The 23,581-nt window shown below is 64.4% G+C and carries 20 protein-coding genes and 5 tRNA genes; 2 read left to right on the top strand and 23 right to left on the bottom strand.

From position 1 onward, the window contains the following. The first annotated feature begins 1 nt into the window (after window position 1). Window positions 2-1,381 carry a dihydrolipoyl dehydrogenase gene (lpdA, locus tag ACDI39_RS25350; protein ID WP_486537153.1) on the top strand — a complete coding sequence of 460 codons (1,380 nt, stop codon included), beginning with the start codon at window positions 2-4 and terminating at the stop codon, window positions 1,379-1,381. 86 nt (window positions 1,382-1,467) lie between these two features. Here the strand turns inward: lpdA and ACDI39_RS25345 are convergent, their stop codons facing one another. From ACDI39_RS25345 to ACDI39_RS25290, 12 genes are all read right to left on the bottom strand, one after another. Continuing rightward, a complete protein-coding gene (locus ACDI39_RS25345) occupies window positions 1,468-2,466 on the bottom strand; it encodes a diguanylate cyclase domain-containing protein (RefSeq protein ID WP_225789338.1) in 999 nt (332 codons plus the stop codon). A gap of 289 nt (window positions 2,467-2,755) precedes the next feature. Next, a complete protein-coding gene (locus tag ACDI39_RS25340; protein ID WP_486537152.1) occupies window positions 2,756-4,069 on the bottom strand; it encodes a c-type cytochrome in 1,314 nt (437 codons plus the stop codon). A 10-nt stretch (window positions 4,070-4,079) separates the two neighbouring features. Further along, complete coding sequence (locus ACDI39_RS25335; RefSeq protein ID WP_225789340.1) at window positions 4,080-5,867, bottom strand: GMC family oxidoreductase; 1,788 nt, start codon at window positions 5,865-5,867, stop codon at window positions 4,080-4,082. A 3-nt stretch (window positions 5,868-5,870) separates the two neighbouring features. Then, on the bottom strand, window positions 5,871-6,623 hold the full coding sequence (locus tag ACDI39_RS25330; RefSeq protein ID WP_225789341.1) for a gluconate 2-dehydrogenase subunit 3 family protein: 753 nt from the start codon (window positions 6,621-6,623) through the stop codon (window positions 5,871-5,873). Window positions 6,624-6,762: 139 nt separating this feature from the next. Further along, window positions 6,763-7,749, bottom strand: coding sequence for a 2-hydroxyacid dehydrogenase (locus ACDI39_RS25325; RefSeq protein WP_486537151.1), 987 nt, complete (start codon window positions 7,747-7,749; stop codon window positions 6,763-6,765). Between the two features lie 9 nt (window positions 7,750-7,758). Continuing rightward, entirely contained in the window at window positions 7,759-9,036 is a 1,278-nt protein-coding gene (locus tag ACDI39_RS25320; RefSeq protein ID WP_225789343.1) for an MFS transporter, read from the bottom strand. A 64-nt stretch (window positions 9,037-9,100) separates the two neighbouring features. Next, entirely contained in the window at window positions 9,101-10,054 is a 954-nt protein-coding gene (locus ACDI39_RS25315; RefSeq protein ID WP_225789344.1) for a sugar kinase, read from the bottom strand. After that, a complete protein-coding gene (locus ACDI39_RS25310; RefSeq protein ID WP_368816033.1) occupies window positions 10,047-10,817 on the bottom strand; it encodes a sugar phosphate isomerase/epimerase family protein in 771 nt (256 codons plus the stop codon). Before ACDI39_RS25310 ends, ACDI39_RS25315 begins: the two co-directional genes overlap by 8 nt. 83 nt (window positions 10,818-10,900) lie before the next feature. Further along, window positions 10,901-11,923, bottom strand: a complete 1,023-nt coding sequence (locus ACDI39_RS25305; protein WP_225789346.1) for a LacI family DNA-binding transcriptional regulator — start codon at window positions 11,921-11,923, stop codon at window positions 10,901-10,903. A 147-nt stretch (window positions 11,924-12,070) separates the two neighbouring features. Continuing rightward, window positions 12,071-12,145: transfer RNA gene (locus ACDI39_RS25300), tRNA-Arg, on the bottom strand. A 161-nt stretch (window positions 12,146-12,306) separates the two neighbouring features. Further along, complete coding sequence (gene phnN / locus ACDI39_RS25295) at window positions 12,307-12,918, bottom strand: phosphonate metabolism protein/1,5-bisphosphokinase (PRPP-forming) PhnN (protein ID WP_486537150.1); 612 nt, start codon at window positions 12,916-12,918, stop codon at window positions 12,307-12,309. Window positions 12,919-12,929: 11 nt separating this feature from the next. Next, window positions 12,930-13,175 carry a hypothetical protein gene (locus tag ACDI39_RS25290; protein WP_225789376.1) on the bottom strand — a complete coding sequence of 82 codons (246 nt, stop codon included), beginning with the start codon at window positions 13,173-13,175 and terminating at the stop codon, window positions 12,930-12,932. A gap of 86 nt (window positions 13,176-13,261) precedes the next feature. Between ACDI39_RS25290 and ACDI39_RS25285 the strand changes: the two genes are divergently transcribed. Further along, window positions 13,262-13,588 carry an Arc family DNA-binding protein gene (locus ACDI39_RS25285; protein WP_225789347.1) on the top strand — a complete coding sequence of 109 codons (327 nt, stop codon included), beginning with the start codon at window positions 13,262-13,264 and terminating at the stop codon, window positions 13,586-13,588. Between the two features lie 131 nt (window positions 13,589-13,719). On the opposite strand, the gene mgtE is transcribed toward ACDI39_RS25285, so the two are convergent. The 11 genes from mgtE to astB form a co-directional block, all read right to left on the bottom strand. Next, window positions 13,720-15,162: a magnesium transporter gene (gene mgtE, locus ACDI39_RS25280; RefSeq protein WP_225789348.1), complete on the bottom strand. Its 1,443-nt coding sequence runs from the start codon at window positions 15,160-15,162 to the stop codon at window positions 13,720-13,722. A gap of 433 nt (window positions 15,163-15,595) precedes the next feature. Next, window positions 15,596-15,672, bottom strand: a tRNA-Arg gene (locus tag ACDI39_RS25275). A 74-nt stretch (window positions 15,673-15,746) separates the two neighbouring features. Then, window positions 15,747-15,823: transfer RNA gene (locus tag ACDI39_RS25270), tRNA-Arg, on the bottom strand. A 74-nt stretch (window positions 15,824-15,897) separates the two neighbouring features. Next, window positions 15,898-15,974: transfer RNA gene (locus ACDI39_RS25265), tRNA-Arg, on the bottom strand. Between the two features lie 107 nt (window positions 15,975-16,081). Continuing rightward, a tRNA-Ser gene (locus ACDI39_RS25260) sits at window positions 16,082-16,172 on the bottom strand. 72 nt (window positions 16,173-16,244) lie between these two features. Continuing rightward, window positions 16,245-16,433: a carbon storage regulator CsrA gene (gene csrA / locus ACDI39_RS25255; protein WP_043209419.1), complete on the bottom strand. Its 189-nt coding sequence runs from the start codon at window positions 16,431-16,433 to the stop codon at window positions 16,245-16,247. 171 nt (window positions 16,434-16,604) lie between these two features. Beyond that, window positions 16,605-17,840, bottom strand: a complete 1,236-nt coding sequence (locus tag ACDI39_RS25250; protein ID WP_225789349.1) for an aspartate kinase — start codon at window positions 17,838-17,840, stop codon at window positions 16,605-16,607. An 85-nt stretch (window positions 17,841-17,925) separates the two neighbouring features. After that, window positions 17,926-20,550, bottom strand: a complete 2,625-nt coding sequence (alaS, locus tag ACDI39_RS25245; protein WP_486537149.1) for an alanine--tRNA ligase — start codon at window positions 20,548-20,550, stop codon at window positions 17,926-17,928. Between the two features lie 341 nt (window positions 20,551-20,891). Next, the gene (gene astE, locus ACDI39_RS25240) at window positions 20,892-21,899 is read right to left on the bottom strand and encodes a succinylglutamate desuccinylase (RefSeq protein WP_253091262.1); all 1,008 of its coding nucleotides are present in this window, start codon (window positions 21,897-21,899) and stop codon (window positions 20,892-20,894) included. 11 nt (window positions 21,900-21,910) lie between these two features. Next, entirely contained in the window at window positions 21,911-22,198 is a 288-nt protein-coding gene (locus ACDI39_RS25235; protein WP_225789352.1) for a topoisomerase II, read from the bottom strand. Between the two features lie 14 nt (window positions 22,199-22,212). Then, the gene (gene astB, locus ACDI39_RS25230; RefSeq protein ID WP_253091263.1) at window positions 22,213-23,562 is read right to left on the bottom strand and encodes an N-succinylarginine dihydrolase; all 1,350 of its coding nucleotides are present in this window, start codon (window positions 23,560-23,562) and stop codon (window positions 22,213-22,215) included. Window positions 23,563-23,581: the final 19 nt, after the last annotated feature.

Raw genomic sequence — 23,581 nt, 5'->3', positions numbered from 1 at the left:
CATGCAACAGATCCTCGATACCACCCTGCTGATCATCGGCGGCGGCCCCGGCGGCTACGTGGCCGCCATCCGCGCCGGACAACTGGGCATCCCCACCGTGCTGGTCGAAGGCCAGGCCCTGGGCGGCACCTGCCTGAACATCGGCTGTATCCCGTCCAAGGCATTGATCCATGTCGCCGAGCAGTTCCACCAGGCCTGCCAGCACAATGAGCAGTCCGCCCTGGGCATCAGCGTGTCTTCGCCACGCCTGGACATCAGCCGCAGCGTCGAATGGAAGGACGGCATCGTCGACCGCCTGACCAGTGGCGTCGCCGCCCTGCTGAAGAAGCATGGGGTCAAGGTGATCCATGGTTGGGCGAAGATCATCGATGGCAAGCGCGTGGAAGTCGATGGCCAGCACATCCAGTGCGAGCACCTGCTGCTGGCCACAGGCTCCAATAGCGTGGAGCTGCCCATGCTGCCCCTGGGCGGCCCGGTGATCTCCTCGACCGAGGCGCTGGCGCCGAAGGCCCTGCCCCGGCACCTGGTGGTGGTCGGTGGCGGCTACATCGGCCTGGAGCTGGGCATCGCCTACCGCAAGCTGGGGGCCCAGGTCAGCGTGGTGGAGGCGCGCGAGCGCATCCTGCCGACCTATGACGCCGAACTCACCCAACCGGTGGCCGAGTCGCTGAAGAAGCTAGGCATCGCCCTGCACCTGGGGCACAGCGTCGAAGGCTACGAAGAGGGTTGCCTGCTGGCCAGCGATGGCCAGGGCGGGCAACTGCGCCTGGAGGCCGACCAGGTGCTGGTGGCGGTCGGCCGCCGGCCGCGTACCCAGGGCTTCAACCTGGAGTGCCTGGACCTGAAGATGAACGGCCCGGCCGTGGCCGTGGATGCGCGCTGCCAGACCAGCATGCGCAATGTCTGGGCCATCGGCGACCTGACCGGCGAACCGATGCTGGCCCACCGGGCCATGGCCCAGGGCGAGATGGTCGCCGAGCTGATCGCCGGCAAGGCGCGGCGCTTCGAACCCACCGCGATCGCTGCGGTGTGCTTCACCGACCCGGAGCTGGTAGTGGTCGGCAAGAGCCCGGAACAGGCGGGCCAGGAGGGGCTGGACTGCATCGTCGCGCAGTTCCCCTTCGCCGCCAACGGGCGGGCCATGACGCTGGAGTCCAAGAGTGGCTTCGTGCGGGTGGTGGCGCGCCGTGACAACCATTTGATCCTCGGCTGGCAGGCTGTGGGAGTGGGTGTCTCGGAGCTGGCCAGCGCCTTCGCCCAGTCCCTGGAGATGGGTGCGCGCCTGGAAGACGTCGCCGGCACCATCCATGCCCATCCCACCCTCGGTGAGACCGTCCAGGAAGCGGCCTTGCGCGCCCTGGGCCACGCCCTGCACATCTGATACTGAAGCGGCGACAGCCGACTTGACCCGCTGCGCCACAGGCGCCGCGGGTCTTTTTTCATGTGCGGGTGGCCGCCTCGGCTCCCCTACTCACCCACGGTATCCTTGCCAGCCGCCTTGGCCCGGTACAGGGCCTTGTCGGCACGGGCCAGCAGGCAGTACTGGTCTTCGTCCTCCCGCCACTGCACCACCCCGTAGCTCATGGTCAGGCGGTAATCCCCCACCGGCTCGACCGCCTCCATGGCCTGGCGAATCGCCCTCGCCACCTGCAGCGCCTCCTCCAGACCTGTCTGCGGCAGCACCACGACGAACTCATCCCCACCCCAGCGCGCCAGCAGGTCCTGGTCGCGCAGGCACTGGCGGATGCGCTCCACCACCTCGAGCAGCGCCGCATCGCCACGGGCATGGCCGTAGTGGTCGTTGATCGGCTTGAAGTCGTCCACGTCCATGACGATCAACGCCAGCGACTGGCGGAAGCGCCGGGCCCTTTCGCATTCCTGCTGCAGGGTCTTTTCCAGGCGATAGCGATTGGCCGTCCGGGTCAGCGCATCGCGCTCGGCCAGTTCGCGGTTCTCGTCCAGTTGCCGTTGCAACTGCTGGTTCACCCAGGACAGTTCGCGCGTCCGTTCGGCCACCTGGCTCTCCAGGGACTGGTTCTTCTGCTGGAGCTCGATCACCAGGCGCTTGCCCGCGTCGATGTTGCGGTGGGCGCCGAGCATGCGCGCCACCGAACCATCCTCGTTGCGAGCGATGATGTGGCCGCTGTCCTCGATCCAGATATAGCTGCCATCCTGGCAACGGCAGCGGTATTCGATACGGTAGCGTTCGTTGCGCTGGTTGATGTACGCCTCGAAGTGGGCCATCACCCGTGGATAGTCCTCCGGGTGGATCACGCTCTCCCAGGTGAGCACGTTGTTGGCCATGGAATGGCTCTCATAGCCGAGCATGGCGTACCAGCCGGGGTTGCGGTAGACATAACCGGTATTGGCGTTCCAGTCCCAGATGCCGTCGCTGATCAGGTCGAACAAGGTGTGCAGTTGCTGCTCGCTGAAGCCGGCGGGTACCGGCCTGGACTCCTCGCTCATGGACGCTCTCCCTCGTGTCCAGCAACGGCACCCTGTTCAAGGTGCTGCCGGCAGTTGTCGTATTTGCCGCAGGTGGCAAGCTCGTTCCTCTCGCTGGCAAGCATAGTCCGGGCTGCTGGCTTGTCAGAATAGCCTGCACGGCCTGTTTCGTGGCTTTGCGAACACAGCTACAGGCCTTGCCCCTGGTGACAGGCCGGGAGGGCGATGAGCAGAACGATGGGAGTGCAGGCGTATCGGCGTGGTGTTTCGCGGTGCTTGAGCGGGGGCTGCCTTGCAGCCCCCTGGCAGGTCAGGGCTCCTTCACCCCTGTCGTATCGCCGATCAGCGAGTCGACCGTCAGCGCAGGCCGTGGCCCTTTGCGCAAACCGGCCACCTGGCGCGCCGTCACGGTCGCGCCCTGGTTGCCCCAGCTGCCGCGGATGAAGTTGACCACATCGGCCACCTCCTGGTCCGTCATCCGCCAGGCGAAGCCCGGCATCGTGAAGGTAGAAGGCGCTGTCGCCGTAGCCGGCAGGGTCCCGCCTTCGAGCACGATATGGATCAGCGAGGTGGCATCCTCGCCCTGCAAGACCGGGTTGCCGGCCAGGGCCGGGAACACCCGCGCGTACCCCTTGCCATCCGTACGGTGGCAGGCGGCGCAGTTGTCCACGTAGAGCGCCGCGCCAGTCTTGCCGTCATCGCCCTTCCACAAGGCTTCGGCGACCTGGCGGTCCTCCTGGAACGGCGTGTCGTTCGGGTTCACCGGCGGCAACGACTTCAGGTAGCGGGCAATGGCGGTGAGGTCGGCATCGCTCATGTACTGCATGCTGTGCTCGACCACGTCGCTCATACCGCCGAACACCGCGGTGCGCTCGTTGCGCCCAGTCTTGAGGAAGTCGACGATCTGCGCCTCGCTCCAACTGCCCAGGCCGTCCTTGTGGTCTCCACGCAGGTTCTTGGCGATCCAGCCTTCCAGCGGAGCACTGCCAGACAGGTAAGCATCGCCCTCAGAGGCGTCCAGGGCTTTTTCCTGCATGGTCAGCGCCCGGGGCGTGTGGCAGGCACCACAATGCCCCAGGCCCTCGACCAGGTATGCGCCACGGGCCAGCACCGGGTCGCGGCCAGCGGCCTCGAACGGCTTGACCTCGGGGGCGAACAACCCGCGCCAGAACGCCAGCGGCCAGCGCATGCTCAACGGCCAGGGGATGTCGCTGTCCTGGTTGGCCTGTTCCACCGGCGGCACGCCGTGCATGAAGTAGGCGTAGAGGGCACGCATGTCGTCGTCGCTGACCCGGGCGTAGGAGGGATACGGCATGGCCGGGTACAGGGTACTGCCGTTCTTGCCGATGCCCTGGCGCACGGCGCGCTCGAAGTCCTCGTAGCGGTAGTCGCCGATGCCGGTCGGGTGGGGGGTGATGTTGGTCGAATACAGCGTACCGATGGGCGTCTCCATGGGCAGGCCACCGGCGAACGGCTTGCCGCCCTTGGCCGTGTGGCAGGCCACGCAGTCGCCGGCGCGAGCCAGGTACTCGCCCTGCTTCACCAGCGCTGGGTCGACGGCGTCTACCGCGTACGACAGGGTACTGACGCCCAGGCTCAGGGCGGCGATCAGAAATCGTTTCATGCTCGGCCTCCTATGCCTGCACCAGTGGACCTGGGTTCTTCAGGTACACCTGGCGAATGGCCCGTGCCGACCAGTAGGTCAGCGCCGCCACCAGCCCGGTGGGGTTGTAGCCCAGCCCTTGGGGGAAGGCCGAGGCGCCCGGTACGAACACGTTGTGCACGTCCCAGCTCTGCAAGTAGCGATTGATGGCGCTGGTCTTGGGATCGGTGCCCATGATCGCGCCGCCGTTGAGGTGGGTGGTCTGGTAGGTGGTGGCATCGAAATGCTCGCCGAAGTCCTTCATCGATGCGGTGAGCGCCTTGGGCCCCATGGCCTCGGCGATCTTGCGCATCTTCTCGACCATGAAGCGGTTCATCTTCACGTCGTTGTCCTTCCAGTCGAAGGTCATGCGCAGCAGCGGCAAGCCGTAGGCGTCCTTGTACACCGGGTCCAGGTCCAGGTAGTTGTCGCGGTAGGACTGGTGCGCACCGTGGGCGTCCATCGACAGCATGTGCCTGTAGCTGTCGGCCACCGCGGCCTTCCAGGCACTGCCCCACTTGGGCGTACCCGGCGGGGTCTTGGTACCGGCGATAGGCTTGGTGCCGGCCTGGTTGACCCAGAATGGCGAGCCGCCGACGAAGCCGTGAGGACCGTGGTCGAAGTTGTCGGCATTGAAGTCGTCCACCGCCACGCCATTGCCGCCGGCACCGATGAAGGGGTTGGTGTGGTGGCTGTCCTTATCGAAGAATGCCGTCACCGTGGAGAGGTTCTGGAAGGCGAAGTTGCGCCCCACCACCCCTTCGTTGCGGACCGGGTCGTAGGGTTTGCCGATACCCGAGAGCAGCATCAGGCGCACGTTGTTGAACTGGAACGCGCCGAGGATCACCAGGTCCGCCGGCTGCTCCACTTCGCGCCCCTGGGCATCGACGTAGGTCACGCCGGTGGCCAGGTTCTTCTCGACGTTGAGGTTCACCCGCAGCACATGGGCGTTGTTGCGCAGCTCGAAGTTCTCCGCCTGGCGCAGGGCCGGCAGGATATTCACGTTGGGCGAGGCCTTGGAATACATGTAGCAGGCATAGCCACTGCAGTAGCCACAGAAGTTGCACGGCCCCATCTGGGCCCCGTAGGGGTTGGTGTAAGGGCCGGAGGTGTTGGCCGAGGGCAGGTTGTAGGGGTGGTAGCCGACCTCGCGGGCGGCCTTTTCGAACAACTGGGCCGAAACGGTGTTCTTCTGCGCCGGCAGCGGGAAGTCATCGGAGCGGTCCGGGGAGAACGGGTTGCCGCCTGTGTCGCGACCGACCACCTGGCCCTTGATCGACCAGGCGGTGCCGGAGGTACCGAAGACCTTCTCGGCGAAATCGAAGTACGGCTCCAGTTCTTCATAGCTGACGCCAAAGTCCTGGATGGTCATGCCTTCGGGGATGAAGGCCTTGCCGTAGCGTTCCTCGTAATGGCTGCGCATGCGCAGCTCCATCGGGTCGACCCGAAAGTGCACGCCGGACCAGTGCAGCCCTGCCCCGCCGGTCCCCGTGCCGGGGAGGAAGGCGCCGAACTGGCGATAGGGTACGGCGATATCGTTCAGGCTGTGGCGCAAGGTCACGGTCTCGCGGGAGATGTCCATGAACAGCTTCTTGCGCGAGTTGTAGGTCAGCTCGTCCATGGTCTGCGGATAGACCCCGTCCGGGTAGGTGTCACGGGCAGGCCCGCGCTCCAGGGCCACCACCTGCAGGCCAGCCTCGGTCAGCTCCTTGGCCATGATGGCGCCGGTCCAGCCGAACCCGACGATGACCGCATCGACTTTTTTCATCACCTGGGCCATTGCTCAGCCTCGCTCGCCACTGATGGATACCGGCGGGAAGGGATAGCGCTCGTCGCGCTCCACCCAATCCATGAAATCGGCGCGGGCACCGGGGAACCCCACCAGTTGCCAGCCGGCCAGGCCTTGGTTGCCGCCGTGCAGAGGGTCGCTGAAGAAGCCTTCGCGGGTGTTGAGCCAGAGCATGGCGAAGAAGGTCGCGGCGGGCACCGACTGGAACTGCGCCTTGCCACTGTCCAGGGCTTCCAGGGCCTGCTCCTGTTGCGCAAGGGGCATCTCGGCGAAGGGCTTTTGCCACTGCGCCTTGCACCAGGCATCGGTCTCCTGGATACCCAGGCGATAGATTTCCTGGGGGCTGAGCTTGAGCTGGTAGCCCAGTTCGGCCGGGGCATCCGGGTGGAACGGCCCCTGCATGTACCACAGGCCACCGCTGCCATAGCGGGTATTGAGCTGGCGGTCGATGAACTCCGGCACACCGGCCTGCGCAGCACCAGGGCCCAGTGCATCGGCCGGAATCAGCACCGACACGGCAGCGACGATGAACGCCCATTCTTCAGCGCTGAAGAAAGTCGGCTGGTAGGCGCGGGCCTGAACCTGGGCTTTTTCTCGGGCCGCAGGGGATGCGGGTTTGGCAGTTTCGGCAAGCACGACCCCGCCCATGCCGGTACTGGCGAGGGTCGCCACCGGAATGAGGGTCAGTGATTTGCGCAGGAACTCGCGTCGCGCCGGTTGCGCGAAGGCAGGTTCGTCGTTAGGCATGGCTTGAGCCTCTCCTTTAACAAGTCAATCAGGTCATACAAGGCATACGCTCCGTTCGTGCGGGGCTGTTGTTGTTTTCGGGGGTAGCCTCGGCAAGCCTGCAACGAGCCACGCTGGGGCCTGTGCAGGCTCCGTCCGGTCAGCCTGCCCGGCGCTCCCAGGCCTGGGGGTTCACCAGGTTCGCCGGCCGCTCGCCGGCCAGCGCGGCGAGCAGGTTGTCCACCGCGCAACGGGCCATGGCTTCGCGGGTTTCCTGGGTGGCCGAGCCGATGTGCGGGGTCACCACCAAGTTGTCCAGTTGCAGCAGCGGCGAGTCCGCAGGCAACGGCTCGCGAACGAAGACGTCCAGGCCGGCGCCACGGATGCGCCGCTCGCGCAGGGCCTGCAGCAGCGCCGGCTCGTCCAGCACCCGGCCACGGGAGATGTTCACCAGGATCGCCGAGGGCTTCATCAGCGCCAGTTCCCGCTCGCCGATGAGGTTTTCCGTCTCTGGGCCAAGGGGCACGCACAGGCAGACGAAATCGGACCCTGCCAGCAAGGCGTCGAGGCTGCGGTGACGAGCCCCATGCCGCGCCTGCACCTCGGGGCGCGGCCGCCGGGTGTGATACAGCACCTGCATACCAAAGCCGGCCTGGGCCCGGCGCGCCAGGGCTTCGCCGATGCGCCCCATGCCGACGATGCCGAGGGTCTTGCCGTGCACGTCGCAGCCGAACTGCGCCGGGCCGATGCCAGCACGCCAGTGGCCATCGCGGATCCAGCCGTCCAGCTCGACCACCCGCCGGGCGCAGGCCAGCAGCAGGGCGAAGCCGGTGTCGGCGGTGGTCTCGGTGAGCACGTCAGGGGTGTTGGTCAGCAGCACGCCGCGGCGGTCCAGTTCGTCGATGTCGTAGTTGTCCACCCCCACCGACACACTGGAGACCACTTCAAGCTGCGGCGCCAGGCCCAGCAGCGCGCTGTCCAGGCGCAGGCTCGCGCCGAGCAGCCCATGGGCCCCAGGCAGTGCCGCACGCAGGCGGGCCAGGCCATCGGCAGACGGGGCCTCGACCAAGGTCACCTCGGCGTGAGCCTGCAGACGCTGCATGAGCTCATCGGACAGGCGTTTGTAGAGGACGATGCGTTTTTTCATGATCGGTACCTATTGGCTGGGCGCCAGGCGGGAGCGACGCGCCTGGTGCGACGGATTGAGGATGGCAGTCAGGGCCACGGCCAGCAGCAGCGAGCCGCACATGAACAGGTAGGAAGCCCCGGGGCCACCGGTGACACCGTTGAGGTAGCCGACCAGCCAGGAGCCGGAGAACGAGCCCAGCGCGCCCATGCTGTTGATCAGCGCCATGGCGCCGCCGGCGACGTTGCTCGGCAACACCTCGGGCACGATGGCGAAGAACGGGCCATAGGGGGCGTACATGCAGGCGCCGGCGATCACCAGCAGCGCGTAGGACCACCAGAAATGCTCGGTGCCCAGGCTGTAGGAGCCGTAAAAGGCCAAGGCGGCGATCAGCAGCGGTGGCCAGACGAAGCGCTTGCGCTTCTGCATCCGGTCGGACGCCCAGGACACGCCGAGCATCGCCAGCACCGCCACCAGGTACGGCACCGCCGACAGCCAGCCGGCGGTGACAATGTCCACGGAGGCCGCGTGCTTGAGGATCGACGGCAGCCAGAGGACGAAACCGTAGACCCCGATGCTCCAGCAGAAGTACTGCAGCGACAGCACGATCACCTTGGGCGAGCGGAAGGCCTCGCGGTAGTTCTTCACCGGCGCGATACCTTGTTGCTCGGCGTCCAGAGCCTCCTGCAGCGCTGTCTTCTCGCCTTCGCTGAGCCACTTGGCCTGGGCCGGGCGGTCATCCACCAGGCGCCACCAGATGAAGGCCCAGAACACCGCCGGCAGGCCCTCGATGATGAACATCCAGCGCCAGTCGAAGTGCTTGACCAGATAGCCGGAGACCACCGACATCCAGAGGATGGTCACGGGATTGCCGAGGATCAGGAAGGTATTGGCCCGCGAACGCTCGGCACGGGTGAACCAGTGGCACAGGTAGATGAGCATGGCTGGCATCACGGCAGCCTCCACCACGCCGAGCAAGAAGCGGATGCCGATCAGCAGGTACACGTCCTGGACCATGCCGGTGAGGGTCGCAAGGCCGCCCCAGAGGATCAGGCTGACGAAGATCAGTTTCTTCACGCTGCGCTTTTGCGCATAGATCGCGCCAGGCACCTGGAAGAAGAAATACCCCAGGAAGAACAGCGCCCCCAGCAACGAGGACAACGCCGGGGTGATGTGCAGGTCGTCGGCCATGCCGGAGGCTGCGGCGAAGCCGTAGTTGGCACGGTCAAGGTAGGCCAGGCTGTAGGTGATGAAGACGATGGGCATGATGTACCACCAACGGCGTGGCGCGAGTCGTTCGATCGGCATGATGTTTCTCCTGAGCTTTTTGTTTTTGTTGCAACAGGTACCGGCCGGGCCGGTGGTTCAGGGTTCAGCCACCACAGCGGCCTTCGTAATCGTCCAGTTCATGGCGCTGCGGCAGGCCTTCCATGTCGCCGCGCGACTGCACCGCGCGGCTGCCGCACCAGTTGCCTCGCGTCACGGCGCGGCGCAGGTCGTGGCCCTCGAGCAAGGCGCTGATCACGCCGACGGCGAAGGCATCGCCCGCCCCGACCGTGTCCACCACCTGGGCCACCGGTCGAGGGGCGACCACACCTTCGCCACCGCGGGCATCGCGAAAATACGCGCCCTCGGCACCCAGCTTGATGGCCACGCATTGCACGCCGTGCTCCAGGTAGAAGCCGGCGATGGCCTCCGGGGTCTGCCGGCCGGTGAGCAGGCGGCCCTCCTCCAGCCCCGGCAGTACCCAGTGGGCCTTGACCGCCAGGGCATTGATCTCGCGCACCATGGTCTGGCGGTCCGGCCATAGCGAGGGCCGCAGGTTGGGGTCGAAGGAAATACTGCGGCCGTTGGCGCGCATGGTATCCAGCAGCCGGTGGGACAGCTCGCGGCAGGTCGCCGACAAGGCCGGCGGGATGCCCGTGGCGTGCAGGTGGCGCGCCTGCAACAGTTCAGGACGCAGCGCTGCCGGCGACAGGCGACTGGCCGCCGAGCCACGGCGGAAATACTCCACCTGCGGGTCGCTGCCATCGTCGCAGCGCGCCTTGAGCTGAAAGCCAGTGGGATGCTCGGGGTCGACCTCGACAGCGTCGCAGCCCAGGCCTTCGCGGCGCAGGCTGGCCAGCACGAACGCCCCCAGGGAGTCGTCGCCGACACGGCTCAGCCAGTTCACCCGCAGGCCCAGACGTGCCAAGCCGATGGCCACGTTGCTGTCGGCACCGGCGATGCGCTTGCCGAAGCCTTGCACCTGGGCCAGGTCACCGCAGTGTTCGGCGACGAACATGGCCATGGTCTCGCCGAAGCACAACACATCATGTTCAGCCATGGCGCACCTGCGAACCCAACTGGGCCAGGTGCGCGACCTGCCGCCGGGTCAAGGCTGGCAGGTCGTCGCCAGCCAGGGGGTATTCGATGGCGCGCGGCACGCCGGGCGCGAAATGGCTCATCAGCTCGCACCACTGCGCAAGGTCGTCAGGTTGCGGCTCCACCGCCACCAGGCGCCCGTCGTCACGACGCACCACGGCCTTGCAATGTACGTAGCGCACCCAGCGCCCCAACAGTTGCGCCGCCTGCAAGGGCGATTCGTCCTGCCAGTGCCAGTTGCCGATGTCGAAGGTCATCCCGGGTGCCAGGCCTTGTTCTTCTGCGCGCTGGAAGAAGCGCAACAGGGGCTCGAGGCGACCACCCTGGACGGTCTGGTCGTTCTCCACGAACAGGGCCGCGCTGTGCCCCAGTAGGGGGCGCAAGGCCTCGAGGTCGCAATCGTCGCGGTAGTGGCCCAACGAGACTTTCAACGCCACGGCCCCGATCGCGCAGGCCAGGCGCAACCGCCCGGCCACCTCCGGCTCCAGGCTGCCGTCCTCGCGCCAGAGCTCCAGCGGCGTCGAATAGAGGCTTTCCAGGCCCTGCTCGGCACTGGCCGTGGCCAGCATGACGGCATCCGGCCACGCCTCGAACAGTTCTTCGCGCCACTCGACACGGCTGGCGCCGGACGCAGCCAAGAGCGGCAGGTAGGCGAGCTGGCCCTGGCGCTTCACGGCATCGGCACCGAAGCTCGACAGGCTGATGGAAACGGGGTGCGTGTGCATGGTCGTTTGTCCTTGTTTTTGTTGATATGAAACCGGTTTCATTTTCAGGCGAAGAGACGGCGCGGCAGCGGGCCGCGCCGGCTTCAGTCGCGTATCGGGGTGGAGTTTCGCACGATGAGTTCGGCCCGCAGGTCCATGCGCCGCGCGGGCAAGCGGCTGCCCTGCAGACGCTCCAACAGGCATTGGAAGGCTGCGGCGCCGATGCGTTCGGTGGGTTGCGCCAAGGCGGTGATGCCCCCCCCGACCAAGGGGTACCAGTCCAGTTCGTCGAGCGCTACCAGGCCCAGGTCACGGAACAGGTGCTCCCCCCGTTCGCGCAGGTTGCGCATGACTTCGAGCGTGGCCACGCCGTTGCAGGTGAACAGGGCCTGCGGGCCGTGGCCGGCGCTGGCGAGAAAGCCCGCCAGTCGCTCGTGCAGGTTGCCACCCACTTCTATCACCTGACCTCGTAGCCCACGCCGCCGGGCGATGGAAGCCTGGAAAGCCGACACCCGCTCTTGCCGTGAACTGGTACCGTCGAGGGGCTCGCTGATGGCCAGGATGTCGCGGTAACCACGCTGCTGCAGGTGATCGAGGGCTTGCTCGACCGCATCGGCGTTGTCCAGGCCCACCAGGTCGGCCTGCAACTCCGCCAGTTGGCGATCCACCAGCACCATGGGCAGTTCACGGGCAAGGCTGGACAACTCGCCGGCATGGTGGCCGAGGGTATTCACGATCAGGCCATCGACGTTGTACGACTGCAGGGCCTGCAGGTGCAGGCGCTCCTGCTCGTCGTCGCAATCGGTGTTGCACACCACCAGGCTATAGCCATGCTGGCGGCAGGCAGTCTCGACGCCGTGCATCACCGCGACGGAATAAGGATTGCGGATATCCGCCAGGAGCATGCCGACCAGCCGCGTGTGGCCACGCTTGAGGGCGCTGGCCATGCGGCTGGGGCGGTAGTCGAGCTGCTCGATCACCGCCTCGATGCGCTGCGCGGTGGCGTCGGCGAGCAGTTGCCGATCACCGCCGATATAACGCGACACCGTGGCCTTGGAAACACCGGCGGCCTTGGCTACGTCACTGATGGTGGCCCGCCCGCGAGCTGGCGAAAGTATCTTGTCCACCCTGTCACCTTTTTGTTTGCACTTGTGCTGGTAGGGTTGATGAAACCGGTTTCAATAAATCAGGGATGGGCGGCTTCGTCAAGCGCACAAGGCGTTCAGGGTTGTCGGGGTTTGAGTGGAAAGCGTAACGGCATCGCTACTGGAAGATGGCGTCCCCGGCAGGAATCGAACCTGCATCAAGGCCTTAGGAGGGCCCCGTTCTATCCATTAAACTACGAGGACGGATAGCTCGGCCCCCTTGGCCATACGGCATGCAGAAGGGAGCGACGGTCGTGCGGCCTTGCACGGGCCAGCCTGGCGCGCAAGAACGGCGAGCATGTTAACCAGCGATCCGCCGTTTGTCATGTCTCAATCGGGCTTTTTGCACGTAATCCTTTTCTGCCCTAGCTCGCCGGGGCATGCACCACCCTGTCGATCACGTCTTCCCGGGCCAGCAGGTCGAGCAAGACAGTGACCGTCGTGTCCAACGAAGCGGAATTGTCCAAAACATGCGTCGCAGGATCGTCATCGGCCTGCAGGCGAGCGCTGCGCGCCAAGCGTCGTTCGATCTCTAGGGCGCTCTCCCGCCCCCTGGCGAGCAAGCGCTGGCGCAGGACCTGCGGCGCCACTTCCAGGCGGATCGCCAACAGCCCGGGATAGCGTCGGCGCGCCTCGGCCAGGTAACCGCGCGAGCCATTGACCAGCACAGGGTAGCCCGCTGCCAGCCAGTCATCGATCTGCGCGGGAATGCCGTAGGCCAGGCCATTGGCCTGCCAATGCATCGCAAAAGCCCCCGCCGCCCGCATTTCTTCGAAGCGTTCGGGGCTGACCCCATGGGCATCCTCGCCCCTGGCTTCTGCCGAGCGAGTGATGACCCGCTTGGCGATCCGCACCCCATTGGCCATCAATTGCCCGCGAGCCGCCTCGATCAGGGAATCTTTTCCCGATCCGGAAGGTCCAAGCAAAAATACCAGGCGACCTGCTGGGGTGGTCGTGCCGCTTGCGTCATGCTGCATTGCCACTATGCTCAATTGAAAACCTGCACGTTTTTGATTTTTACCGGGCCTTTGCTGATTTTTACCAGATTTTGACGACAAAGGCCTGACGAGGCGACAAACCGGGAAAAGCAAAACTTTTCAAACCAGTACTCATTTCTGATAATTGGTACTGGCAAAAAGCCTTTATCCGGATCACTATTTGTCACAGAATTGACGCCAAGGAAACGGCGACCATAAGGCAAGATGAGCACCCGAATTGCATCACGGTTGAACATTTTGCCGTCGCCACGGTCGTACTTCCATCGTGCGGCCAATTTGAGAACCGCTTCCCCTTGAAACCTGAAAAACCGGTCAATTTAATATGCGCCCAATGAAACAGGCTATCTATTCGAGCCGCACCGCTGACAAGTTCGTCGTCCGCCTGCCAGACGGAATGCGTGAGCGCATTGCCGAGGTAGCGCGCAACCATCACCGCAGCATGAACTCCGAAATCATCGCGCGCCTGGAGCAGAGCCTCATCCAGGAAGGCGCGCTGGGCGACGAGCTGAGCATGCGCCTGGACAGCCCCGAGCTGACCCTGCACGAACGTGAGCTGCTGCAACGCTTCCGTCAACTTACCCACCGCCAGCAGAACGCCCTGGTCGCCCTGATCGCCCATGACGTGGAAATGGCTGCAGACGCTTCCTGACCGACGCCAACCCCAGCAAAAAAGCCAGCGTAAGCTGGCTTTTTTCGTTGTGGCTCAGTGATCGCCCTTCAGGGCCTCTTGCCCGCGATGGGCTGCACTGCAGCCCCAGGATGACAGCCCCTACGGCATGCTCAAAGCAGAAACAGCGTCGCCAACCCCAGGAAGATGAAGAAGCCGCCGCTATCGGTGACCGCGGTGATCATAACGCTCGAGCCCATCGCCGGGTCGCGTCCCAGGCGTGTCAGGGTCATGGGAATCAGCACACCCATGAGCGCCGCCAGCAACAGGTTCAAGGTCATTGCCGCGGTCATCACCAGCCCCAGCGACCAACTGCCGTAGAGCCAGAACGCCACCGCACCGATCACCCCGCCCCAGATCAGGCCGTTGAGCAGCGAAACCGCCAGCTCCTTGCGCATCAGGCGGCTGGTGTTGCCTGGCGAGACCTGGTCCAACGCCATGGCGCGAACGATCATGGTGATGGTCTGGTTGCCCGAGTTGCCGCCGATACCCGCCACGATCGGCATCAGGGCGGCCAACGCGACCAGCTTCTCGATCGAGCCCTCGAACAGGCCGATCACCCGCGAGGCCAGGAAGGCCGTGATCAGGTTGATGGCCAACCAGGCCCAGCGGTTGCGCAGCGAGCGCCAGACCGAGGCGAAGATATCTTCCTCTTCGCGCAGACCGGCCATGTTCAACACTTCGCTCTCGCTTTCCTCACGGATCAGGTCAACCATCTCGTCGATGGTCAGGCGGCCGATAAGGCGATCGCCCTTGTCCACCACCGGAGCGGAAATCAAGTCATAGCGCTCGAAGGCCTGGGCTGCGTCGTAGGCATCTTCCTCGGGGTGGAAGGTCACCGGGTCGGTGGCCATGACCTCCGCGACCTTTTTCTCCGGATCGTTGACCAGCAGACGCTTGATCGGCAGCACGCCCTTGAGCAGGCCGTCGTAGTCGACCACGAACACTTTGTCGGTATGACTGGGCAGCTCCTTGAGCCGGCGCAGGTAGCGCAGCACCACTTCCAGGCTGACATCCTCACGGATGGTCACCATCTCGAAGTCCATCAGCGCACCGACTTGCTCCTCGTCGTAGCTCAGGGCCGAGCGCACACGCTCGCGCTGCTGGGCATCGAGGCTTTCCATCAGCTCATGGACAACGTCGCGCGGCAGCTCCGGCGCCAGGTCGGCCAGTTCGTCGGCATCCATTTCCTTGGCAGCGGCGAGCAGCTCGTGATCGTCCATGTCGGCGATCAGGGTCTGGCGTACGGCGTCGGAGACTTCGAGCAGGATGTCGCCGTCGCGCTCGGAGCGGACCAATTGCCAGACCGTCAGGCGGTCGTCGAGCGGCAGGGCCTCGAGGATGTAGGCGATATCGGCGGGGTGCAGGTCGTCGAGCTTGCGCTGCAGCTCGACCAGGTTCTGGCGGTGGACGAGATTTTCCACCAGGTCGTGATGGTGACCTTCCTGACGGTGCGTCAGGTCCTCGACCACCCGTTGGCGCTGCAGCAGCTCGATCACCTGGGCAAGGCGATCCTGCAGGCTCTCTTGGGCTTTCTTTACTTCGACTTCGGTCATAGGCGAACTCCACTCCCAGCAGCGGAGCACGCCGGGAGAATCAATCGGTCGGATCTAGCTTGGTAAATCGTGTTATCGAGTAACTACTGGGTAAGTCCATGGTGGTATTCCACAAGCCCCGGCGGGGCTGACGGGCGCAATCATACACTGCATCAGCTGTCAGATCGCTTAAATTTTTGGCCAGAACAATCGTTTGCGCGATAAAGCTGTGACAACGCTGGAAGCCAACAGTGCGACGGCCGATCCAGACTAAAAAGCACATTCGAGTTCGAGCCCATGGAAGATCGCGCAGCTCGGCAGGCTGCACGGTCGTGCAAGGCACGGGTGACATACAGGCCGCCCGCCCCTATTCAGGAGTCTAGCCGGGCATCACTGACAAAACAGTGAAACAGAGAAAAACAAAAAGCCCGCTATAAGCGGGCTTCTTGATGTATGGCGGACTCAGGAGGATTCGAACCTCCGACCGCTCGGTTCGTAGCCGAGTACTCTATCCAGCTGAGCTATGAGTCCGTAGGTGGTATTTTTTAGACCAGATTACCACTGGTGGATGAAGCCGCCTTGATAACCAAAACCGCCTCATTGTGTGGCGGACTCAGGAGGATTCGAACCTCCGACCGCTCGGTTCGTAGCCGAGTACTCTATCCAGCTGAGCTATGAGTCCGTAGGTGGTATTTTTTAGACCAGGTTACCACTGGTGGATGAAGCTGCCTTGATGATCAAAACTGCCTCATTGTATGGCGGACTCAGGAGGATTCGAACCTCCGACCGCTCGGTTCGTAGCCGAGTACTCTATCCAGCTGAGCTATGAGTCCGTGTCTTGCCGCGCATTATAGTTCGCCAAACTGATTTGCCAAGCACTTTTTCGTTTATTTTCAACTACTTAAGCGATTCGGCCAGTTACGGCGCCCTACACGAAAAATGGCGGTGAAGGGGGGATTCGAACCCCCGATACCCTTTTGAGGTATACTCCCTTAGCAGGGGAGCGCCTTCGGCCACTCGGCCACCTCACCGCAACACGGGGCGTATAATAACCAGACCTTTCCCCGTTTGCAAACCCTTTTTTGAAAAAAAACCGAGAAAAATTAAAGGGTTGGTTCTTCGTCCTTCTCTTTCTTGATCCGCAGGTAGATTTCCTCGCGGTGCACGGCCACTTCCTTAGGGGCACTCACGCCGATACGCACCTGGTTGCCTTTGACACCCAGGACCGTAACGGTGATTTCACCGTCACCAATGATCAGGCTCTCGGCGCACCGACGAGTCAGAATCAACATAGCTTTCTCCTCAAGCAATTCATTCAGGGACAACAGTCTGTGGTAAGCAAGGGCCAGGGCCGGGGACGACGGCTCAAGCCCGGAAGGTCGCTGCGCAAGGCTGGACAGGCGCCTGCGCTGCGGCCAGAAACGCGAAAGGGCGCGGCAAGCCGCGCCCCTCCAGGCAGCGCCTTACTCGCCCTGTCGGGCGGGAGCGTCGAGTTCGAACGCAGTGTGCAACGCGCGTACGGCCAGCTCCAGGTACTTCTCCTCGATGACCACCGACACCTTGATCTCCGAGGTGGAGATCATCTGGATGTTGATGCTCTCCTTGGCCAGGGCCTCGAACATGCGGCTGGCGACACCCGCGTGGGAGCGCATGCCGACGCCGACGATGGACACCTTGGCGATGTTGGTATCGCCGATCACTTCACGCGCACCGATTTCACGGGCAGTGTTCTCGAGCACGCTGTGGGCCTTCTCGTACTCGTTGCGGTGCACGGTGAAGGTGAAGTCGGTGGTGTTATCGTGCGAGACGTTCTGCACGATCATGTCGACTTCGATGTTCGCGGCGCTGATCGGGCCGAGGATCTTGAAGGCAACGCCCGGGGTATCCGGCACGCCGCGAATGGTCAGCTTGGCTTCATCACGGTTGAAGGCGATACCGGAAATGATCGGCTGTTCCATGGATTCCTCTTCATCAATGGTAATGAGGGTACCCGGACCCTCCTTGAAGCTGTGCAGCACGCGCAGCGGAACGTTGTACTTGCCGGCGAACTCGACCGAACGGATCTGCAGCACCTTGGAGCCGAGGCTGGCCATCTCCAGCATCTCCTCGAAGGTGATCTTCTCCAGGCGCTGGGCCTGGGGCACCACGCGCGGATCGGTGGTGTAGACGCCATCGACATCGGTGTAGATCTGGCACTCGTCGGCCTTGAGCGCCGCCGCCAGGGCAACGCCGGTGGTGTCGGAGCCGCCACGACCGAGGGTGGTGATGTTGCCGTGCTCGTCGACACCCTGGAAACCTGCCACCACGACCACGCGGCCGGCCTTGAGGTCGGCGCGGATCTTCTGGTCGTCGATCTGCAGGATGCGCGCCTTGTTGTGCGCGCTGTCGGTGAGGATTCGCACCTGGTTGCCGGTGTAGGACACCGCCGGCACGCCGCGCTTGATCAAGGCCATGGTCAGCAAGGCGATAGTCACTTGCTCGCCGGTCGAGACGATCACGTCCAGTTCGCGGGGAACCGGGTGGTCGCTGATCTGCTTGGCCAGCTCGATCAGGCGATTGGTTTCTCCGCTCATGGCCGACAGCACAACCACCAGGTCAGTGCCTTGCTCGCGGAATTTCTTGACCTTGTCGGCAACCTGCTCGATCCGCTCGATGGAACCGACAGAGGTGCCGCCAAATTTCTGTACGATCAACGCCATTTCAAAGCTGCCTCAGCCCACGATGGGCACCCAATAACAATCCATCACGCCGGGGGCCACTACTAGACAGTGGCCCCCGGTCATCTCAAAGCCCCTGCTCGGCGAACGGCACGGCCAGGGCCAGGGCATCGTCCAGCGCGGCGACGTCGACGCCACCACCCTGGGCCATGTCCGGACGGCCACCGCCCTTGCCACCCACCTTCGCTGCGGCCTGCTTCATCAGGTCGCCGGCCTTGAGTTGGCCGGAGAGGTCCTTGGTCACGCCGGCCACCAGCACGACCTTGCCCTCGTACTCGCTGCCCAGCAGGATCACTGCGTGGCCGAGCTTGTTCTTCAGCTGATCGACCAGGGCCAGCAGGGCCTTGCCGTCCTGCCCATCCAGGCGTGCGGCAAGAACCTTGGCGCCCTTGACCTCAACGGCCGCGTTGGAGAGATCGTCCCCGGCGGCGCTGGCGGCCTTGGCCTGCAGCTGCTCGAGCTGCTTTTCCAGCTGACGGTTGCGCTCGAGCACAGCCGACAGCTTGTCGATCAGGTTGTCACGATTGCCCTTGACCAGCTGCGCAGCTTCCTTGACCTGCTCTTCGGCAGTGTTCAGGTAGGCCAGCGCGGCGGCGCCGGTGATCGCTTCGATACGGCGCACACCCGAGGCCACGCCACCTTCGCTGATGATCTTGAACAGGCTGATATCGCCGGTGCGCTTGGCGTGGATGCCACCGCACAGCTCCACCGAGAAGTCGCCGCCCATGCTCAGCACGCGCACGGTATCGCCGTACTTCTCGCCGAACAGGGCCATGGCGCCCTTGCGCTTGGCGGTTTCGATATCGGTCAGTTCGGTCTGCACCTCGGTGTTCCTGCGCACTTCGCGGTTGACGATCTCTTCCAGCGCCTTGATCTGCTCTGGCTTGACCGCCTCGAAGTGGCTGAAGTCGAAACGCAGGCGCTGGCTGTCGACCAGCGAGCCTTTCTGCTGCACATGCTCGCCCAGCACCTGGCGCAGCGCTTCGTGCAGCAGGTGGGTGGCGGAGTGGTTCAGCGAGGTGGCGTGCTGCACTTCGGCATCGACGCGCGCCTCGACCTGGGCGCCGACACGCAGTTCGCCACTGGCGACCACGCCGTGGTGCAGGAAGGCGCCACCGGTCTTGGTGGTGTCGCGCACGTCGAAGCGCACGCCGCCGGCCTGCAGGTAGCCGGTGTCACCGACCTGGCCGCCGGACTCGGCGTAGAACGGGGTACGGTCCAGGACCACGACGCCCTGCTCGCCTTCACCCAGTCGCTCGACGGCCTGGCCGTCCTTGTACAGGGCAACCACCTTGCCCTGGCCTTCGGTGGTCTCGTAGCCGAGGAAGTCGGTGGCCACGTCGACCTTGACCAGGCTGTTGTAGTCCATGCCGAAGGCGCTGGCGGAACGGGCACGCTCGCGCTGGACCTCCATTTCGCGCTCGAAACCGGCTTCGTCGATGGTCAGCTCGCGCTCGCGGGCGATGTCGGCGGTCAGGTCCATGGGGAAACCGTAGGTGTCGTACAGCTTGAACACCACGTCGCCCGGGACCACGTCGCCCTGGAGCTGGGCCAGGTCCTGCTCGAGGATGCGCAGGCCCTGCTCGAGGGTCTTGGCGAACTGTTCTTCCTCGGTCTTGAGCACGCGCTCGATGTGCGCCTGCTGGGCCTTGAGCTCGGGGAAGGCATCGCCCATCTCGGCCACCAGGGCCGCGACGATCTGGTAGAAGAAGCTGCCCTTGGCCCCGAGCTTGTTGCCGTGACGGCAGGCGCGGCGGATGATCCGGCGCAGCACGTAGCCACGGCCCTCGTTGGACGGCAGCACGCCGTCGGCGATCAGGAAGCCGCAGGAGCGGATGTGGTCGGCGACCACTTTCAGCGACGGCTGGCCGTCGTTGCTGCAGCCGATGGCCTTGGCCGCGGCCGCCAGCAGGTTGCGGAACAGGTCGATCTCGTAGTTCGAGTGCACGTGCTGCATGACCGCACTGATGCGCTCCAGGCCCATGCCGGTATCCACCGACGGTGCCGGCAGCGGATGCAGCACGCCGTCGGCGGTGCGGTTGAACTGCATGAAGACGTTGTTCCAGATCTCGATGTAGCGGTCACCGTCTTCTTCCGGCGAGCCGGGTGGGCCGCCCCAGATTTCCGGGCCGTGGTCGTAGAAGATCTCGGTGCACGGGCCACAAGGGCCGGTGTCGCCCATGGTCCAGAAGTTGTCGGAGGCGTAGGGCGCGCCCTTGTTGTCGCCGATGCGCACCATGCGCTCGGCCGGGACGCCGATTTCCTTGGTCCAGATGTCGTAGGCTTCGTCGTCGCTCTCGTAGACGGTGACCCACAGCTTGTCCTTGGGCAGGTTCAGCCACTTGTCCGAGGTCAGGAAGGTCCAGGCGAAGGTGATCGCGTCGCGCTTGAAGTAATCGCCGAAGCTGAAGTTGCCCAGCATCTCGAAGAACGTGTGATGACGCGCCGTGTAGCCGACGTTTTCCAGGTCGTTGTGCTTGCCGCCGGCGCGCACGCACTTCTGGCTGCTGACCGCACGGGTGTAGGCGCGCTTTTCCTGCCCGAGGAAGCAGTCCTTGAACTGGTTCATGCCGGCGTTGGTAAACAGCAAGGTCGGGTCATTGCCCGGGATCAGGGAGCTGGAGGCGACTCGAGTATGCCCCTGCTCCTCGAAGAAGCGAAGGAAGGCTTCACGGATTTCTGCGCTTTTCATAGGTTCTTCCACGGAAACGGCGGCCCTTTAAGGCAAACACGTCGAATCGACGAAACGACGGCAAAGGGCCGCATTATATCGGTCCTGCAGTCTCGGTGCAGTGTGTTTATGCGATGGAAACCGCCGTTTGGACGGATTTTCAGGTCGGCACGAACAAAATCATGAGTGGGATGCTATAGCCTGCCTTTCGCCACTGGCAAGCCAATTACGACCCAGGTAGGCGGAAAATGGAACAGCTGGTGAAACAAGGGACTTTCATCAGCGAAGGGATCCAAAAACAGCGGCGCCTGTGCTGCCATTTGGGGCCGCTTCGCGCCCCAGCTTGACGCGCCGCCTACCGATCAGCCCAGCCGCTGCCCGGAATCCGGCACGATCAGGATCCCGGCCCGCAGCCCATTGCGGACCCTGGGGTTGGGGAAGATGATCCGCGCCCCCTCCTCCTCGACGATCCAGCGGGTCTCGGCCAGGTCCTCGGCCAGCAGGTAACCCTTGCTGAGCTCGGAGAAGTTCTCGATGTCCGCCGGCAGGTGCAGGTGGAAGCTGTCGCTGTGCTTGATGATCTCGCGGGCGACGCTGAACAGTTGCAGGCCATCGAGACTCTCGTCGGTCTCCGGCTCGTTGCCCTCGATGATCTGTACCAGGCGGGCTTCCAGGCGGTCGAGGTTGACCTGCTGGTTGTGGCCGAACGGCCGTGCCTTGCCCAGTTCCAGGGTGAAGGCCTCGGCCTCCAGTTGTTCGTAGGTGAAGGCACTGAAGGTGATCGATGCCTTGTTCTGCAACAGCACCGCCTCCATGCCGGCCGCGTGCAGGCGCGCCAGCTCACGACGGGAGTGCTGGCGGCCTTCCTTGTACGGGTAGAGCGCGAACTGCTCGATCTTCGAACCACGGATCGCCGTGTGCAGGTCGTAGTGCAGGCGCGTGCGCTCCGGCTGGCTGAAGAACACCCGGGCGAACTGCTCCAGCTCCGCCGCGCGCAGGGCCTCGGCGCCACTGGACAACTCGTGGCGGCCATTGAACAGGCGGTTGATGTCTTGCTCGACGTAGCGCTCGCCCTTGCGAATCGCCTCAGGGTTGCCGAACAGGAACAACACCCGCGCCCGCGGCTTGATGTCGCCTCGGGCCACGCCATGCAGCAGCGCGTCGAGCAACTCGATGGGCGCGGTCTCGTTGCCATGGATACCCGCCGACAGCAGCAGGTCCAGGCCATTGTCCTTGCCCTGCGGCGGACGCACCTCGAGGGCGCCCTCCCCCAGCCAGCGCAAGCGCACACCCTCGACCGTCACTTGCGTCTTCTCGGCCGGTTCATGATCGGCCAGGGTCAGGTCAAGCAATTTGCCGAGGGCGAGCATAGGGCGTTTCCTTAGTGGTTATGACCGCAGTCCGGGCCGTGCACGTGGTCGTCGTCGCCAACCTCGGCCGGTTCCATCTCCAGTTGCAGGCTGACCAGGTTGGTGGCCATGGGGCGCAGCAACAGGTTGGCGTACTCGGTGTCGTCTTCCTCGACGTCGACGCCGATCAGCAGTTGGCCACGGCCGTCCTGCTGGATCCACACCTCCTTGCCTTGCCAGACCACGGCAAAGCGGGTGCAGGAGGTTTCCAGCTGGGTACCGTCGTCGTCTTCGAGGATCAGGCGCAGGGCGTCGGACATTGCAAATTCTCTCTTCAAGGTTGGCGTTGGAATGGATAGACCGGGCCCAGCTTGAGTATCTGGGTCAGCTCATCCAGGGCTGTACGGCACTCGTCCAGCAGTTGCGGGTCGGCCAGGTCCGCTTCGCCCAGGCGATCGCGGTAGTGCTTGTCGACCCACTGCACCAGGGTGTCGTACAGCGGCGCGGTCATGATAACGCCTGGATTGACCGCCGCCAGTTCGGTTTCCTTCAGGGCCACGCGCAAACGCAGGCAAGCCGGGCCACCGCCGTTCTGCATGCTCTGCTTGAGGTCGAACACCTTGACCTCCTTCACCGCGCCGCCCTGGCGGGTCAGCTGTCCCAGGTAGGCCCAGACCCGTTCGTTGTTGCGGCACTCCTCCGGCACCACCAGCAGCATGGAGCCGTCGTCGCGAGACAGCAGCTGGCTGTTGAACAGGTAGGAACGCACCGCGTCCTCCACCGTCACCGCCGAGCGCGGCACGCGAATCGCCTGGAACCGGCCGCCCTTGCTGGCCAGTTTAGCTTGCAGCTGGCCAAGCACCGTATCGGTCTCGAGGAAGGCATCCTCGTGGTAGAACAGCACCTCGCCGTTGCCCACCGAGATCACGTCGTTGTGGAACACGCCCTGGTCGATCACCGCCGGGTTCTGTTGAGCGTAGACCACACCGTCCTCGGCCAGGCCATGCAGCCTTGCCACGGCCTGGGAGGCTTCCAGGGTCTGGCGCGCCGGATACTTCTGCGGCGCGGGATAGCGGCTGTCGAAGGCGCTGCGGCCATAGACGAAGAACTCCACGCCCGGCTCGCCATAGGCCCGGCAGAAACGGGTATGGTTGGCTGCCCCCTCGTCGCCGAACTGGGCCACCGCCGGCAGCGCCGGATGGTGGGCGAAATGCTTGTCGTCGGCGAACATGGCCGCCAGCACGCGGCTGGTGGTGGGGTGCTCGATGCTGCGGTGGTACTTGCAGTTGAGGTTGGCGGCGGTGAAATGCACGCGGCCATCGGCAGTGTCGGCACTGGGGCTGACCGTGGCGGCGTTGGCCACCCACATGCTCGACGCCGAGCAACTGGCCACCAGCAGGGGCATGGCCTCCTGGGCGGCGCGACGGATCACCTCGGCATCGCTGCCCGAAAAGCCCAGGCGGCGCAGCGCGGCCACGTCCGGTCGCTCCTGCGGGGCGAGCACGCCCTGCTTGAAGCCCATGTCAGCCAGCGCCTTCATCTTCGCCAGGCCCTGGCGCGCCGCCTCACGCGGGTTGGAAACCTGCTGGCTGTTGCTCTGCGAAGCCACGTTGCCGTAGGACAGGCCGCCGTAGTTGTGGGTCGGCCCCACCAGGCCATCAAAATTCACTTCATAGGATTTCATCGGCTAGGCTCCGAGACCG

This window comes from Pseudomonas sp. Tun-23181, from assembly GCF_057415455.1.
The sequence above is the reverse complement of the archived record's forward strand: the minus strand, read 5'-3'. Positions and strand labels throughout refer to the sequence as shown.

Bases quoted from the DNA above. Each gene is read 5' to 3' on its own strand.
- lpdA (WP_486537153.1), top strand. From the start codon at position 2: ATGCAACAGATCCTCGATACCACCCTGCTGATCATCGGCGGCGGCCCC.
- ACDI39_RS25235 (WP_225789352.1), bottom strand. From the start codon at position 22,198: ATGTCCGACGCCCTGCGCCTGATCCTCGAAGACGACGACGGTACCCAG.
- ACDI39_RS25285 (WP_225789347.1), top strand. From the start codon at position 13,262: ATGCGCCCAATGAAACAGGCTATCTATTCGAGCCGCACCGCTGACAAG.
- ACDI39_RS25310 (WP_368816033.1), bottom strand. From the start codon at position 10,817: ATGCACACGCACCCCGTTTCCATCAGCCTGTCGAGCTTCGGTGCCGAT.
- ACDI39_RS25335 (WP_225789340.1), bottom strand. From the start codon at position 5,867: ATGGCCCAGGTGATGAAAAAAGTCGATGCGGTCATCGTCGGGTTCGGC.
- ACDI39_RS25290 (WP_225789376.1), bottom strand. From the start codon at position 13,175: ATGTTCAACCGTGATGCAATTCGGGTGCTCATCTTGCCTTATGGTCGC.
- astE (WP_253091262.1), bottom strand. From the start codon at position 21,899: ATGCTCGCCCTCGGCAAATTGCTTGACCTGACCCTGGCCGATCATGAA.
- ACDI39_RS25315 (WP_225789344.1), bottom strand. From the start codon at position 10,054: ATGGCTGAACATGATGTGTTGTGCTTCGGCGAGACCATGGCCATGTTC.
- ACDI39_RS25250 (WP_225789349.1), bottom strand. From the start codon at position 17,840: ATGGCGTTGATCGTACAGAAATTTGGCGGCACCTCTGTCGGTTCCATC.
- ACDI39_RS25330 (WP_225789341.1), bottom strand. From the start codon at position 6,623: ATGCCTAACGACGAACCTGCCTTCGCGCAACCGGCGCGACGCGAGTTC.
- ACDI39_RS25340 (WP_486537152.1), bottom strand. From the start codon at position 4,069: ATGAAACGATTTCTGATCGCCGCCCTGAGCCTGGGCGTCAGTACCCTG.
- alaS (WP_486537149.1), bottom strand. From the start codon at position 20,550: ATGAAAAGCGCAGAAATCCGTGAAGCCTTCCTTCGCTTCTTCGAGGAG.
- astB (WP_253091263.1), bottom strand. From the start codon at position 23,562: ATGAAATCCTATGAAGTGAATTTTGATGGCCTGGTGGGGCCGACCCAC.
- csrA (WP_043209419.1), bottom strand. From the start codon at position 16,433: ATGTTGATTCTGACTCGTCGGTGCGCCGAGAGCCTGATCATTGGTGAC.
- phnN (WP_486537150.1), bottom strand. From the start codon at position 12,918: ATGCAGCATGACGCAAGCGGCACGACCACCCCAGCAGGTCGCCTGGTA.
- ACDI39_RS25320 (WP_225789343.1), bottom strand. From the start codon at position 9,036: ATGCCGATCGAACGACTCGCGCCACGCCGTTGGTGGTACATCATGCCC.
- ACDI39_RS25325 (WP_486537151.1), bottom strand. From the start codon at position 7,749: ATGAAAAAACGCATCGTCCTCTACAAACGCCTGTCCGATGAGCTCATG.
- mgtE (WP_225789348.1), bottom strand. From the start codon at position 15,162: ATGACCGAAGTCGAAGTAAAGAAAGCCCAAGAGAGCCTGCAGGATCGC.
- ACDI39_RS25345 (WP_225789338.1), bottom strand. From the start codon at position 2,466: ATGAGCGAGGAGTCCAGGCCGGTACCCGCCGGCTTCAGCGAGCAGCAA.